Source organism: Nocardia lijiangensis NBRC 108240 (assembly GCF_001613045.1).
Classification (GTDB): Bacteria; Actinomycetota; Actinomycetes; order Mycobacteriales; family Mycobacteriaceae; genus Nocardia; species Nocardia lijiangensis.
Genome location: NZ_BDBP01000139.1, coordinates 1 through 13,540, shown reverse-complemented (window position 1 = coordinate 13,540; position 13,540 = coordinate 1). Strand labels below are relative to the sequence as shown.

At 69.6% G+C, this 13,540-nt stretch carries 14 protein-coding genes; 6 read left to right on the top strand and 8 right to left on the bottom strand.

The window, feature by feature from the left end:
• Positions 1–168 precede the first annotated feature (168 nt).
• Entirely contained in the window at positions 169–786 is a 618-nt protein-coding gene (locus NL1_RS33835) for a TetR/AcrR family transcriptional regulator (RefSeq protein WP_067848462.1), read from the bottom strand.
• Positions 787–1,154: 368 nt separating this feature from the next.
• On the opposite strand from NL1_RS33835, the gene NL1_RS33830 reads away from it, so the two are divergent.
• Positions 1,155–2,996, top strand: a complete 1,842-nt coding sequence (locus NL1_RS33830; protein WP_245673712.1) for an alkyl/aryl-sulfatase — start codon at positions 1,155–1,157, stop codon at positions 2,994–2,996.
• Positions 2,997–3,023: 27 nt separating this feature from the next.
• Here NL1_RS33830 and NL1_RS33825 read toward each other — a convergent pair whose 3' ends face one another.
• The 4 genes from NL1_RS33825 to NL1_RS33810 form a co-directional block, all read right to left on the bottom strand.
• Positions 3,024–4,142, bottom strand: a complete 1,119-nt coding sequence (locus NL1_RS33825; RefSeq protein ID WP_067848459.1) for an acyl-CoA dehydrogenase family protein — start codon at positions 4,140–4,142, stop codon at positions 3,024–3,026.
• Between the two features lie 85 nt (positions 4,143–4,227).
• Positions 4,228–5,655, bottom strand: a complete 1,428-nt coding sequence (locus NL1_RS33820; protein ID WP_245673711.1) for a DUF1254 domain-containing protein — start codon at positions 5,653–5,655, stop codon at positions 4,228–4,230.
• Between the two features lie 67 nt (positions 5,656–5,722).
• On the bottom strand, positions 5,723–5,917 hold the full coding sequence (locus NL1_RS33815) for a ferredoxin (RefSeq protein WP_067848456.1): 195 nt from the start codon (positions 5,915–5,917) through the stop codon (positions 5,723–5,725).
• Positions 5,914–7,383 carry a cytochrome P450 gene (locus NL1_RS33810; protein ID WP_084511334.1) on the bottom strand — a complete coding sequence of 490 codons (1,470 nt, stop codon included), beginning with the start codon at positions 7,381–7,383 and terminating at the stop codon, positions 5,914–5,916. The genes NL1_RS33815 and NL1_RS33810 overlap by 4 nt, the downstream gene beginning before the upstream one ends.
• Before the next feature lie 100 nt (positions 7,384–7,483).
• Between NL1_RS33810 and NL1_RS33805 the strand changes: the two genes are divergently transcribed.
• Together NL1_RS33805 and NL1_RS33800 are read left to right on the top strand one after the other, a co-directional pair.
• Positions 7,484–8,140 carry a TetR/AcrR family transcriptional regulator gene (locus NL1_RS33805; protein WP_067848453.1) on the top strand — a complete coding sequence of 219 codons (657 nt, stop codon included), beginning with the start codon at positions 7,484–7,486 and terminating at the stop codon, positions 8,138–8,140.
• A 353-nt stretch (positions 8,141–8,493) separates the two neighbouring features.
• Complete coding sequence (locus tag NL1_RS33800) at positions 8,494–8,925, top strand: hypothetical protein (protein ID WP_156095171.1); 432 nt, start codon at positions 8,494–8,496, stop codon at positions 8,923–8,925.
• Between the two features lie 42 nt (positions 8,926–8,967).
• Here the strand turns inward: NL1_RS33800 and NL1_RS33795 are convergent, their stop codons facing one another.
• On the bottom strand, positions 8,968–9,468 hold the full coding sequence (locus tag NL1_RS33795; RefSeq protein ID WP_067848446.1) for a CGNR zinc finger domain-containing protein: 501 nt from the start codon (positions 9,466–9,468) through the stop codon (positions 8,968–8,970).
• 25 nt (positions 9,469–9,493) lie between these two features.
• On the opposite strand from NL1_RS33795, the gene NL1_RS38680 reads away from it, so the two are divergent.
• A complete protein-coding gene (locus NL1_RS38680; RefSeq protein ID WP_169813625.1) occupies positions 9,494–9,667 on the top strand; it encodes a hypothetical protein in 174 nt (57 codons plus the stop codon).
• Positions 9,668–9,671: 4 nt separating this feature from the next.
• On the opposite strand, the gene NL1_RS33785 is transcribed toward NL1_RS38680, so the two are convergent.
• Both NL1_RS33785 and NL1_RS33780 read right to left on the bottom strand, forming a co-directional pair.
• Positions 9,672–10,955, bottom strand: coding sequence for a sensor domain-containing diguanylate cyclase (locus tag NL1_RS33785; protein WP_067848440.1), 1,284 nt, complete (start codon positions 10,953–10,955; stop codon positions 9,672–9,674).
• Between the two features lie 49 nt (positions 10,956–11,004).
• Positions 11,005–11,814 (bottom strand): SAM-dependent methyltransferase, encoded by an 810-nt coding sequence (locus NL1_RS33780; protein WP_067848437.1) that lies wholly within the window; start codon positions 11,812–11,814, stop codon positions 11,005–11,007.
• Positions 11,815–12,238: 424 nt separating this feature from the next.
• Between NL1_RS33780 and NL1_RS33775 the strand changes: the two genes are divergently transcribed.
• Positions 12,239–13,147, top strand: coding sequence for a cation diffusion facilitator family transporter (locus NL1_RS33775; protein WP_245673710.1), 909 nt, complete (start codon positions 12,239–12,241; stop codon positions 13,145–13,147).
• A gap of 79 nt (positions 13,148–13,226) precedes the next feature.
• Positions 13,227–13,540, top strand: a 314-nt coding sequence (locus NL1_RS33770) for a MerR family transcriptional regulator (RefSeq protein ID WP_156095170.1), incomplete at its 3' end; no start/stop codon positions are given.

The window sequence follows — 13,540 nt, the reverse complement described above, 5'->3', positions numbered from 1 at the left end:
GGCAGGGCCGGGGGCGCGGCGGCGCGTGGAAGCCGCGCAGCGGCGGCTCGTTGTTCGGAGCAGGCGACAACGCCTTGCGATCGTCGGTCATCCAGTACCCCCTGAACTCGGATTTCTTGTCGATCGCCGATTCTGCGCACCGGCGCCGCGAATTGCTCGAGTAGTCGACTACCCGAAATCGGACCGGACGGGATGGTCCGCGTCCAGCAGCGCGACCAGGGCGCGCCGGACGGCGGCGGACGCGGCCGCGCGGGAGAGTCCCCGCCGCGCCACCAAGTGGTGCCGGAACGGCCAGCCGACGGTGGCGTCGATCATGTCGAGCAGTTGCTCGTCGGGTTCGCCGGAACGGGTCAGCTCGGTGCGGAAGGCGTGCGCGAGCGCCGCGCGAATCCGGCTGTCGGTCAGTCGCATTCGCGCGTCGAGGGCGGGGAGGCTTTGCGATTCCAGCAGCCCGAGCACCCGCGGATGGCGCTGCAGCGCGAAGATGCCGGCGCTCTGCTCGACGACGAGATCGATGCGCCGGTCGAGCGGAAGCTCGGGGTCGATGGTCCTGATCAGGGCCTCGACCTGTTCGGATTGCCGGTCGACGGCGGCGATCCGCAGATCATCGATGCCGGTGAAGTGGACGAAGATGCTGCGTTCGGAGGCTCCGGCGCGCTGCGCGATGTCCTTGACCGTCGGCGCGTAGATGCCCTCTTTCACGGCGGCCAGCAGGGCGTCGATGATCGCGCCCCGGGTCTGCTCCGGATTGCGGCGCCGTCGCGCGCCGGTTGTGCCCTCACCCATGACCGCATCCGATCACACGTCGCACCCGCGGGCCACGACCGGTCCGGATCGGGCGGGAAGCATCGACATTCACTATTGCAGTATCACTGCAATAGTACGTATCGTCGACCACCACGGCCGAGCAACTATTCGGCGAAGGCCGACGAGACGAACGAGGAGCGTGCATGGTCGAGCGGGAGAACGAGCAGAGCATGGCGCGGCGGGTTTCCAGGCGCGGCGTCTTCGGCGTCGGCGCGGCCGCGCTGGCCGCCGCCGGGGTCGGCGTCGGACTCGGCGGCTGCGCGGACAACGACGAGGTGCGTCCCTCGGCCACGCCGACCGACCCCAGCGACCACATCCTGGCCGCGAACGAGAAGGCCGCCGCGACCATGCCCTTCTCCGACACCGCCGACTTCGCCGACGCCGACCGCGGCTTCGTCGCGGCACTCGACCCCGGCGTCGTCACCGATGCCAAGGGCGCCGTGGTGTGGGACAACGACTCCTACGATTTCCTGCGCGAGCCCTGCCCGCAGTCGGCGCATCCGAGCCTGTGGCGGCAGTCCCAGCTCACCGTGAAGCAGGGCCTGTACGAGATCGCGCCGGGCTTCTACCAGATCCGCGGCCTCGACCTGTCGAACATGACGCTGGTCGAGGGCGACACGGGCGTCGTCGTGATCGACCCGCTGATCTCCGCCGAGACCGCGGCGGCGGGGCTGGCGCTCTACCGCGCGCACCGCGGGAACCGCCCCGTCACCGGGTTGATCTACAGCCATTCACACATCGACCACTTCGGCGGCGCGCTCGGCGTGACGACCGCACAGGACGTCGCCGCCGGTCGCTGTCCGGTGCTCGCCCCCGTCGGCTTCCTGGAACACGCTGTCGCCGAGAACATCTACGCCGGAACGGCGATGGCGCGCCGCGCCGCGTACATGTACGGCGCCGCCCTGCCGCGCGGCCCGAAGGGGCAGATCGGCGCCGGACTCGGCCAGACCACCTCGCTCGGCACCGTCAGCCTGATCGAGCCCACCGTCGACATCGTCCGCACCGATCAGGAGGAGACGATCGACGGCGTGCGCATGGTGTTCCAGCTGACGCCGGGCACCGAGGCGCCGTCGGAGATGAACTTCTGGTTCCCCGACCGCAGGGTGCTGTGCATGGCCGAGAACGCCACGCACACCATGCACAACATCGTGACGCTGCGCGGGGCCCTGGTCCGGGATCCGCACGTGTGGTCGAAGTACCTCACCGAATCGATCAACCGCTACGGCCGCGCCAGCGATGTGGTGTTCTCCTCCCATCACTGGCCGGTCTGGGGCACCGACCGGATCGTGGAATTCCTTTCGCTGCAACGAGATCTGTACGGCTACCTCAACGACCAGACGCTGCGGCTGCTGAACAAGGGCTACGTCGGGGCCGAGATCGCCGAGATGATGGAGCTGCCGCCCGGACTGACGAAATCCTGGTCGACGCACGGTTACTACGGTTCGGTCAGCCACAACGTCAAGGCCATCTACCAGCGGTACATGGGCTGGTTCGACGGGAATCCGGCACACCTGTGGGAGCATCCGCCGGTCGAGTCCGCAAAGCGCCACGTCGAGGCGATGGGCGGTGCGCACGAGGTGGCGAAGAAGGCGCAGCGGGCTTACGACGCGGGCGACTATCGCTGGGCAGTGCAGTTGCTCGACTACGCCATCTTCGCCGATCCGACGAACACGACGGCAAAACTCTTGCAGGCCTGCGCTTTCGAGCAGCTCGCGTACGGCGCCGAGAACGCCACCTGGCGCAATTTCTACCTCAGCGGCGCGCACGAACTGCGCAACGGCTCGTTCGGCACACCCGCCCAGGCGGATTCCATCGGCGTGGCGAGCGCGCTCAGCGTGGAGCAGGCGTTCGACGCGATGTCGCTGCGCGTGGACGGACCGAAGGCGTGGGACACCCGGCTGGTCACCGACTGGCGTTTCCGCGACGAGGGCGATCGCACGCACCGCGTCGAGCTGCGCAACGGGGTGCTCGTGCACTACGACCGGCGCCCCGGCGACGGGCTGCCCGCGCCGGACGCCACGATCACGCTCACCCGCGCCACGCTGCTGCGGGCGTTCCTCGCGGGCGGCGATCTGCGCGAGGCGGTGCGCACCGGCGAGATCGCGATCGAGGGCAACGCCGTGGCGCTCGCGCAGCTGCCCGGCCTCCTGGACAAGCCGGATCCCGGCTTCGCCATCGTCACCCCGTGACGCGAACAAGGTTCGGGCGCAAGCGGATCAGTCGGCGACGCCGAGGACTTCCTTGCCGATGACACCGGCAAGCACCTCGGTCGAATACGCCATCAGCTGACCCGCTTCGGCGTCGCGCAGGTGCCGCTGGATGGGCGAACGCTTGAGATATCCCGATGCGCCACCGATCCGCACGCCGAGCTGCGCCACGTCGACGGCGACCTTGTTGGCGAGATACTTGGCCCGCCCCAGCGTGGGCAGGAATGCCGGAATCCCGTTGTCCGCCTGCCACAACGCCTGCTCGTACAGCGCGTGCGCGGCGGCCAGCCTGGTCTGCGCGTCGGCGACCTCATGCTGCACCCACTGCTGGTGCGAGAGCGGCGCGCCGAGGATCACCCGCGTCCCGGCGTGCTCGACAAGGGCGTCCAGCGCCGCGTCGGCGATGCCGAGCGAGAGGGCGGGCAGCCCGGCGGGGATCACCGCGAAATCACCGGCGTCGAGCCGCCTTCCGCGGTATTCGGCGCGCAGCACGGTCCGCTCGAAGGACAGCAGCTGGCTGCGGGTGGCGCGCAACCCGAGGGTGTCCCAGATCGGGATGATCGACACCGTCGCGTCCGGCGCCAGACCGAAGAAGGTCGGCACGCCGTCCACCAGGGCGTTGACGAACAGGTAGTCGGCGATCTCGGCGCCGGAGACGAACCGCTTGGCGCCGGTCAGCTCCCATCCGCCAGGCACCGGCACGGCCTCCTGCTGCGGCTGGAGAAAACGGTTGCCGCTGGCGGGTTCGGAGAGCGCGTTCGCGAATCGCTTGCCCGCCAAGAACTCCTCGGCGAAGAACGCGCCGAGCGTCTCCCCGGTGATCTCGGCCAGCGCCACGCCCGCGCCCGCGTGCATGGTCCAGATGGTCGCGGTCGAGGGGTCGGCCTTGGCCAGCGTGCGCACCAGCCGTCCGAACGCCTGGTAGCTCAGTCCCGTGCCGCCGACCCGTTCCGGCAGCACCGCGCGATCGACCTCGGCCTCGTGCAACGCCGTGAGGTGCCCGACGGCGATCTCCGCGCGTTCGTCGTAATCGGCTGCGACAGTGGCGAATTCCGCGGCGAGTTCGGTGACGCGGTCGAGCGCGCGACGCTCGCTCGCACGCAGCGGGAAGGGACTGGGATCGGTCACGGGGCGCTCCGCTCGCGGATCGTCGGACGGGTCTCGACCAGCCTACGCAGCGGAGGCGGCCTCCAGCACCGCGTTGTTCGTGCGCTCACCGCACGGGCGTGACGGGGGGCATTTTCCAGCGGCCGTCGATCGCCTCGGGCCGTGGCGCGTACAGCCGCGCGGCCAGCTCGAACTCGCCCTCCGCGGGAATGGGCAGCCAATTACCCCGCGGCACCGCGGGTCCCGGGTCCGCGTGCTGAATCGCCAGCTCGACCGAGCCGTCCGGTCCAGGCACGACCGGCGTCAGATGACCCACCGCGTAGATGCCCGCCGGGTTGGGGACCAGGAAACCTTCCGGACCGTACACGGTGATCGACCAGAACGCGTCGACGGGCGGTGTCTGTCCGGCGGCGAAGCGCAGCCGATATCGGTTGGGCGTGCCGTGGGTGTCCGCGTTCCCGTAGTAGGTGGGATAGATCGTGTCCTGGGCCAGGTTGGCGCCCAGCCCCTGGTGCGCCGCCGACGCCCGGTGCAGATACTCGGTGCCGTACACGCCCATGATCGGATCGAAGGTCCAGCCGTTCTCCATCCTGGTCTGCGGGTCGATGTAGACGGCGATCGACCGTTTCGCATCGTTCGCCGCGTCCGTGAGGGCCGCGTCCGAGAGTCCATCGACCCGGCCGCCCGGCTCGATCCCGATCTCGGCGAACCGCGCCATCGCCGGTTCGTCGATGGGTGCGGGCCGATCGGTGTCCATCAGCTTGCAGAGCCGGTTGTAGTAGCGCTCGGCGTCCATCTCGGCGACCTGGTCGGCGGGCGGCGGCGCCGGTTTGGGCTTGGTCGGCTCGACGGGCGCTGCGCGCCCCGCGACCCAGTCCTCGAGCGACGCCAGCCGCACCCCCCGCTGAATCGCGTGCACAGCCGGAATGTCGTCGACGCTCTCGACCTCGATGCGGCCGAGCAGCCACACCGTGGGTGTCGGCATCGGCAAGGGGGTCAGCCCCTCGGGGAGGGTGCCGGACCAGTTCGGGCCGGTGATCACGTAGGTGAACGGCGGCGCGGTCACCCCGGGTCGCACCTGGGGTCGCATGCTGCCCGGATTGTGGACGGTATTGCTCCAGGCGTCCTGGATCTGCATCAACCAGAAGCGGCGCGGGTCCATCGCCGGAACCTGCAGCACGACAGGGTCCTTCGAGAGATCGAGCCACGCGTTGGAATACAGGGTGTCCTGGTTCAGCCGAATCACATCGCGCCGATCCGGGGTCGGTAGCGAGTCGGTGTGCTGGAACTGATTGACCGGTGTGCTCTTCAGCGCCACCGTCCGCATCTCGTGCATCATCATCAGCGGATAGCCGAAGACGTAGGCCTCGCTCGCGATGTCCGAGGTTTCGCCGGAGGCGGCGGCGTCCTCGTCCTCCGAGCGACCGCACGCCCCCAGGCCGAGCGCGACCGTCGTCGCCCAGCCGAGCATCGTGCGGCGCGTGATCACGCGTCCGGCACCCGACGACGGCGCAGCATCATCTCGCTCGCTCATGAGTCTCCTCGTGCGGACGTTCGAGGGACGGTTTCGCGAGTTCCAGGCACCTATTCGTCTAGGAAGATCAATCGTCTATCCACCGTAGCGCCTGGACGGGACAGCTGTCGACGGCGAGCGCCACCACCTCGGCATCCGCCGGGGACACCGACTCGGCCGGGGGCTCGACGACACCGTCCGCGCCGACGCGGAACAGCGCGGGTGCGAGCGCCTCGCACATGCCGTGCCCCTCGCACCTGCCGCGGTCGGCCGCGAGTCTCACCGCCCGATCCGTTCGAGCCGGATGGGCAATCCGTCGGCCGGTGTCGGGCCGGTCCCCGCCACCAGCGGCACCCGGTAGTCCGCGGGCACCGTCCAGCGGTACTCGAGCAACATCTGGTGCAGTACCGCTTTCACCGTCATCGCGCCGAAGTACAGCCCGATGCACTTGTGCGCCCCGCCGCCGAACGGCGACCAGGCGAAGCGGTGCGCCTTGTCCTCGCGGCGTTCCGGCGCGAATCGCCCGGGATCGAAAGCGTGTGCGTCGCGCCAGAATTCGTCGGTGCGCATCATCGTGTACGGGCCGCACATGACGAGCGTCCCGCGCGGCACGTAGTGGCCGAGAATGTCGGTGTCGCGCAGGGTTTCGCGGGCCTGCTGGGCGACCGGCGCGTACATCCGCAGCGCCTCCTTGAACGCCATGTCCAGCGCGGGCAGCCGATCCAGATCGTCGTAGCCGAGCGAAACCTTGCCGAGCGCACGGGATTCGGCGCGCAGGCGCTCCTGCCACTCCGGGTGCCTGCCGAGTTCGTGGACCAGCATGGCCGAGGCGATGGTGCTGGTGTCGTGCGCGGCCATCATCACGAAGATCATGTGCTGGACCACCTCGTCGTCGGTGAAGGCGTGGCCCTCGACGGTGCTGGCCCGGCACAGCACGCTGAACAGGTCGTTGCCCTCGCCCGCGCGCTTGACGGGCAGCTCGCGGCGGAAGTACTCCTCGAGCACCCGGCGCCCGCGCAGCCCGCGCGCCCACACCCCGCCGGGCACATTGGCGCGCACCAGCGCCGTCCCGCCGTGCACCGCGTCCTCGAAGGCGCGTTCCAGCCGGGCGCCCTCCGCGCCGAGCGGGGCGCCCGCGAACACCTCGGTGGCCTGTTGCAGCAGCAGCTTCTTGATGGCGCTGTAAACGGGGAAATCGGCGGCCGGACGCCATTTCTGGATGCCGCTGCGCAGCAATGGCGTGGTCAGGTCGAGGTAGCCGACCAGGCGTGGCCGGGTGAACGCCTGCTGCATGATCCGGCGGTGGAACAGATGCTCGTCGAAATCGCGCAGCAGCAGACCGCCGCGGAAGAACGGGCCGATGAGGAATTCCCAGCCGCGTTGCGCGGAGAAGACCTTGTCCCGGTCCAGCATGACGACCTCGAACGCCTCCGGGCTTCCGACCGTGACCACCGGCCTGCCGAGGACGCCCATCCACTGCACCGGACCGAACTGTTCGAAACGCTTGCGCGCGAACTCGATCGGATCGGCCAGGGTGTGCAGCGTGTATCCGATGCCGGGCGGCCCGAAGTCACCTAGGGTCGGTCGCAGCCCGCTGCCCGCGGGCGGTTCGGCCAGCGGCCGCACCCTGGTCGGATAGTGCTGCACGAACCGGACGCCGACGCGCTGGACCCGCCAGGACAGCTGAGTCCGCAGCTGCCTGGCCCCGTCGGACACCGCACTGACTCGTTGTGGCACGAGAAGACTCATGGTCGTATCCCTTCGCGACGCTGCGATGCATCGACCATATCGGAAACAGACGTTTCCGTACACGTTTGTTTCCCAACTTGTGCTGTGCCAAGCTGGCCGGGTGACCCGAGCATTCACCGGCACCTACCGCGGGGTGTCCAGCGCCGAGCGCCGCGAGGATCGGCGCAGGCGTCTGCTCGACGCCGCACTGGCCATCGTCGGCACCCAGGGTCTGGCGGCACTGACCGTGCGCGGGGTCTGCGAACAGGCCAAGGTCGGCCCCCGGTTCTTCTACGAAGCGTTCCCCGATCTGGACGCACTGGCTTCCGAGCTGCTGCTCGAGGTGCAGCGGTCCGCACTCGACCGCGCGCGCAAGGCCATCGCCGAGACCGAGGGCACGCCCGCGCAACGCATCCGTGCCGGGGTGGCCGCGCTGATCGTCGAACTCACCGACGACCCGCGCCGGGCCAAGATCGTCTTCGCGCAGGCCTACGGCAACGAGGCGCTGATGCGCACCCGCTTCGCGGGCATGCGCACCGTCGCCGCGACCATCATCGAACAGACCCGCATCGTCCTGGACCTGCCCGAGGGCCAGGACACCGCGGTTGCTGTGACCTCGCAGCTCATCACCGGCGGAGCCGCCGAACTGGTGCTCGTCTGGCTGGACGGCGGACTGGACGTCGACCGCGACGGCCTGATCGATCTGCTCGCCGATTTCACCATCGCGATGATCGATCGGCTGCCCGCGGTGGCCGGACGGCTCAGCGGCACCGCCTGAGCGCGCACGATCGCGCAGTAAATCGGACAGATTCGCTCACGCGCACCAATTGCTCGCAATTTGCGACCCCGGCGCCGCCCGCTCGCCGGCAACGACCGATTACTGCCAAACGGTTGAATCATCGTGTCGGGGAATGTGTTTCACCACGTCAACCGGGTGGTTCGGCCACGATGTCGGCACCGGGGCTATACACTGTTTTGCAGGTCAGTTCTCCTCTGAATTGCCGAATTGACCTCGGACACAAGATGTCCCGACCTATGACCGGCTGTTCTCTTCTGATTACGTTGGGAGGCAAGATGATCGATCACAGCCCGATCGGCACCGCCGACCCGCGTCCCACCCGGAGGTGCAGGATGATCGAGAGCGCGTACGCGGCCGAGGCGGCAGACACCACCGAACCGCGCCATCGCACCACCACCACCGAACCGGACGGCCCCGGCGGCCGTTTGCCAGGCAATCGCATGTGGGCGGTCTCGGCCGTCGTCGTCGAGGCCGACGGACCCAGTCCACGCCACGGCGTGGTGGCGGGCGCCGATCTCGGCGACGCCGCCGAGCAACTGTGCGAATACCTCCCGGAGACCCGCTCCGACGAGGACTACTACTTGGTGGCCAGGCAGGTCCCGATGATCACGCGCGGCCCGCGCAGCGGCGGCCAGATTCCGCGCCGCACCTGGGTCAGCCCGATCCAGCGCGACGACGACACGGGCCAGGCGACCTACGGGCGCTGGATGCGGGCCGAGGAGCACCCGCACTTCCGGCTGCACGGACCGGTCATCGCCAACTGAGCGCGGCCGGACGACGGCCGCGGACCGCGCGACGCGGCCGGCTCACGCCGAGCGGCGCATCCGATGGTCGGCCACGTGCACTCGATTCGAGCAGCGGGTCGAGCAGAAGCGACGCCGCCCGTTGCGCGAGGTGTCCACGAAGACCAGCATGCAGCCGGGCCGCGCGCAGCGGCCGATGCGGCCGGGGTCTTCGCAGAACAGGGCCGCGAGCCCGGCGGCCGTGTAGGCCTTCACTCGCTCGTCGGTCGGCGCGTCCTCGTGGGCGTAGTGCAGGTGCGGTGGGCGACCGTCGTGCGTCGAAATGTAAGGGCGACTGGTCGTTTCCGCCAGCAGGGCGTTGAGCTGCGGCACCGAGGGCGCGTCGAAGACCTCGGCGAGCCGGGCGATCCAGCGGCGCAACTCCGCGGTCTGCCGCGTGTCGAGAGATCCGAGCGGCTTGTAGCCCGACGCGTCGAGCACCTCGAGCAGATCCGCTTCCGGGTCGGCGTTCACCAGTCGTGCGGCCAGCTCCGCGGCCGTGCCACCGTAAGGGTTGAAATGCACAAAGCCATTACATCAGGCTGAGGGCATGTCCGCCATCTGCCCTTCTTGTTCCTGGCCCTCCCCCACCGTCGTGTCCGCGCACGGCGCCGTCCGCTACCTCCGCTGCGTGTGCGGGCGGTGGCTGATCAGTCAGCACGGCGCGGTGATCGCGGCGGCGGGCGACAGCTCCCTGGCCGAACCGGTCGCCGACATCGCCTGAGGCGTCAGACCGTGCGCGGTCCGTACGGGGAACGACCCGTCTTGTCGCGATACATGGCGGTGTCCACCGCGTGCATGAGCGCGTCGATCGCGCTCGGCCGGTCCACCACGAACACGGTGCCGACGCTGGCGCCGACGTGCACCGGATGACCGGCCACCCACAACGGCGTCGCCAGTGCTTCACGCAGCGCGTCGGCGAGCGCGGTCAGCTGCGACTCCCCCGCACAGCGCTCGACGAGCACGATGAATTCGTCGCCGCCGACGCGGGCGGCAAGGCCGCCGAGGGATTCGGCGGCGGTGAGCAAGCGCTGGGCCACCTCGTGCAGCACCCGATCGCCGACGGTGTGTCCCCACTCGTCGTTGACCGTCTTGAAGCCGTCCAGATCCAGGTAGCACAGGCCGACGGGCGGCGCCGCGCTCGCGAGCCGATCGAAGAAGAGCAGCCGATTGGGCAGCCCGGTCAGGTTGTCGTGGTGGGCGTCGTGCCAGAGCCGGTCGGCGAGCTGCTTGCGTTCGGTGACGTCCACGGCCACGCCGATCAGGAACTGAATGCGCTTGTCCGCGTCGCGCACCGCCGACAGGGACAGGTCGATGTGGGACAGGGCGCCATCCGGGCGCACGTGCGGGGTCTCCAGGCGGAGACGATCGATCTCCCCGGCCAGCATGCGCCGGAACTGCTCGTAGGCGTGGCCGATGTTGGCGGGCCCGAGCAGCTCGGCCACCGCCCGCCCCGGCATGCGCTCCTGCGGCAGGCCGAGCATCTCGGCGAAGGCGGCGTTCACCGCGAGCACGCGCCCGGTGACATCGACGGTGCCGATGCCGACCGAGGCGCCCGCGAACACGGCCTCGAACCTGGCCTCCGACAGCTGGCGCCGCGCTTCGGCGTCCCGCGCCGCGGCCAGCGCCGCACCGAGCGTCGTCTCCTGCTCGACCAGCGCCGCCGCCCGCAGCGCACCGGTGCAGCCCGCGGCGAACTCCGCGGCCACGGCCACCGCGCGATCGCGCACCCGTTCGTAGCCCACCTCGCCCGGCGCGCAGACCTCCTCGACCATGTCGTGGCAGATCACCGGAAGCGAACGGCTGACCAGGAGCGGGTCGCGGTAGTTCGCGGCGACCAGCACGACCGCCGCGTCGTGCGCGTTGCGCAGATCCCCGGCGCCGCGGATGGCGGCGACCAGGAGTTCGGCGAGATCAGCGAGCATCGCCTCGGTCTCGGTCCGCGTGAGCGTGGGTGCGACGACGCCGTCCAGCGCGTCCGCCCACCGCAACGCCAGCTCACGCAGACCCACTACCCGCGACCTCCTGCCTCTGCGACCGGCGCCCTCGAAGTTTCCGGCCTCAGCCCTTGCGACCGATTCCGGCCAGGCCGAGCGATCGGCCGGGCGCCTCGTGGAGATCGCGCTCGGATTCCGGGCGCCAGGCGGGTAGTTCGACCACGCCCGGTTCCACCAGGTTCCATCCGTCGAACATAGCCGCGATGGCCGCGGCGGAGCGGAAGTGAATGCCGACCTTGCTCTGCCGTGCCGCGTTGGCGCCGAGCTCGGCGGCGTCCTCGGGCCGCAGCTCCGAGGTCAGGTGCGAGATCGCCACGTAGGAACCGCTCGGCACGGCGGCGCGCAGCGCGGCGACCTTGTCGACGGGCGCGTCCTCGTCGGAGACCAGGTGCAGCACCGCGATCAGCAGCACGCCGACCGGCTGATCGAAATCGATCAGTCCGGTCTCGCGGACCTTGCCGAGCAGTTCGTCCGGCTTGCGCAGATCCGCTTCGATCGCCGCGGCGCGGTCGTTGCCGCGCAGGATCGCCTTCGAGTGCGCGACGGCGACCGGATCGATATCGGCGTAGAGCACCCGGATCTCCGGGTCGAGCCGCTGCGCCACCTCGTGCACGTTGCCCGCCGTGGGGATACCCGAACCGATGTCGAGGAACTGGCGAATGCCCGCGTCCACCAGGAAGCGCACCGCCCTGCGCAGGAATGCCCGATTGCTCAGCGCGACCAGCGGCAGATCGGGCACCAGCTGCTTGCCCAATTCGGCGGCCTTGCGGTCGATCTCGAAATTGTGCGAGCCGCCGAGCAGCGCGTCGTACATCCGTGCCGGGCTCGCCTGCTGCATATCCACGCCCTCGGGCGCCCACGCCGGCCTGTCCATCGAATACCCCTTTGCGTCAACGAGCGGGCCCGCCGAGACCGGGAGGCCGCACCGCACGGATGGCGTCGCCGATCACCCGCTAGGTGCCGTCCGCATCGTAACCGCAGGTCCGAACAACAGTGCACCGCACATGATCACAGTTGCGCACCGCGGCGGCGCGCCGGATGCGAGTACCCGCTCGACAACCCCCTTACACCCGGAAATAAATGCAGACATGCGCATGTCTGCAAGATAGGCTAGGCTGTGCCGCGGCAGCCATCCGATACGGAAGGAACGTTCGACCATGGGAGATCAGTGCGTGTCGCCCGGGCAACCGGCGCGACCGGCGAACAGCGTGGCGAAAGAGCGCGGGGGCGCCGAGGATCGTCGGCACTCCCATGATCACAGTCACGACCACGGCAACGGTCACCACCACGATCACGGCGTGTCCGCGGACTCGGACCCGCGCTGGCTGAGCATCGCGCTCGCCCTGATCGTCGCGTTCATGGCGGCCGAGGTGGTCGTCGGCCTGCTCGCGCATTCGCTGGCGCTCATCACCGACGCCGCCCACATGCTCACCGACGCGGCATCGATCGTCCTCGCGCTGATCGCCATCCGGCTGTCCAAGCGGCCGGCGCGCGGCCAGTACACCTACGGCTACAAGCGCGCGGAAATCCTGTCGGCGCAGGCCAACGGCATCACCCTGCTGCTGCTCGCGGCGTGGTTCGTCTACGAGGGCGTGCAGCGGCTGATCCACCCGCCGGACGTGGAAGGCCCGCTGGTCTTCGTCACCGCGCTGATCGGCATCGTCGTCAACGTGATCGCCGCGTGGTGCATCAGCCGCGCCAACCGCACCAGCCTCAATGTCGAAGGCGCGTTCCAGCACATCCTCAACGACCTGTACGCCTTCATCGGCACGGCCATCGCGGGCGCGGTGGTGTGGCTGGCGGGCTACCCCCGCGCCGACGCCATCGCCGCGCTCGTGGTCGCCGCGCTGATGCTGAAGGCGGGCTGGGCCCTGGTCCGCGAATCGGGGCGGATCTTCCTGGAGGCCGCGCCCGCGCACCTCGATCCCGATGCCATCGGCGCGAGCATCGTCGCCACCCCGCAGGTGACCGAGGTGCACGATCTGCACGTCTGGGTGATCACCTCGGGTCAGCCCTCGTTGTCGGCGCACATCCTGGTCGACGATCGCGCCGACTGCCACGCGGTCCGGTCGGACATCGAACGCGCACTGCACGACGATTTCGGTATCGAGCACACCACCCTGCAGGTCGACCACGTCTCCGATCCGGATTCGGTGCGCGCGCAACTGCACTGCGCCGAGCCGCACGGTCCGGTGCACCGTTCCTGAACGCGTCGCCCTCGCGCAATCGGAGGGTGACGGATCGCGCGGTTGACCTTCAGGTTGGTCGAGACTCCATGATGACCGGGTGCGGAGTTCCAGGGTCGAGGAGTTGATCACCATCGGGGCGTTGGCGCGGGCCAGCGGCCTGACCGCGAGCGCGCTGCGGTTCTACGCCGACTGCGGGCTGCTGACGCCCGCCGAGGTCGATGCGGCGACCGGATACCGGTATTACACGCCCTCCCAGTGCGAGCGGGCGGTGCTGATCCGGCGGCTGCGCGGCATCGACCTATCGCTGGAGGCCATCACCGAGGTGCTCTCGGCCGGACCGGACCGCGCCGAACGGTTGCTCGACGCGCACGTCGCGGAGCTGGCGCGGCGGGCGAAGGCGGCGGCGCGGGT

Excerpts from the sequence above, each read along its gene's own strand:
- NL1_RS33835 (WP_067848462.1), bottom strand. The coding sequence starts at position 786 with ATGGGTGAGGGCACAACCGGCGCGCGACGGCGCCGCAATCCGGAGCAG.
- NL1_RS33830 (WP_245673712.1), top strand. The coding sequence starts at position 1,155 with ATGCCCTTCTCCGACACCGCCGACTTCGCCGACGCCGACCGCGGCTTC.
- NL1_RS33820 (WP_245673711.1), bottom strand. The coding sequence starts at position 5,655 with ATGAGCGAGCGAGATGATGCTGCGCCGTCGTCGGGTGCCGGACGCGTG.
- NL1_RS33810 (WP_084511334.1), bottom strand. The coding sequence starts at position 7,383 with ATGAGTCTTCTCGTGCCACAACGAGTCAGTGCGGTGTCCGACGGGGCC.
- NL1_RS33800 (WP_156095171.1), top strand. The coding sequence starts at position 8,494 with ATGATCGAGAGCGCGTACGCGGCCGAGGCGGCAGACACCACCGAACCG.
- NL1_RS38680 (WP_169813625.1), top strand. The coding sequence starts at position 9,494 with ATGTCCGCCATCTGCCCTTCTTGTTCCTGGCCCTCCCCCACCGTCGTG.
- NL1_RS33780 (WP_067848437.1), bottom strand. The coding sequence starts at position 11,814 with ATGGACAGGCCGGCGTGGGCGCCCGAGGGCGTGGATATGCAGCAGGCG.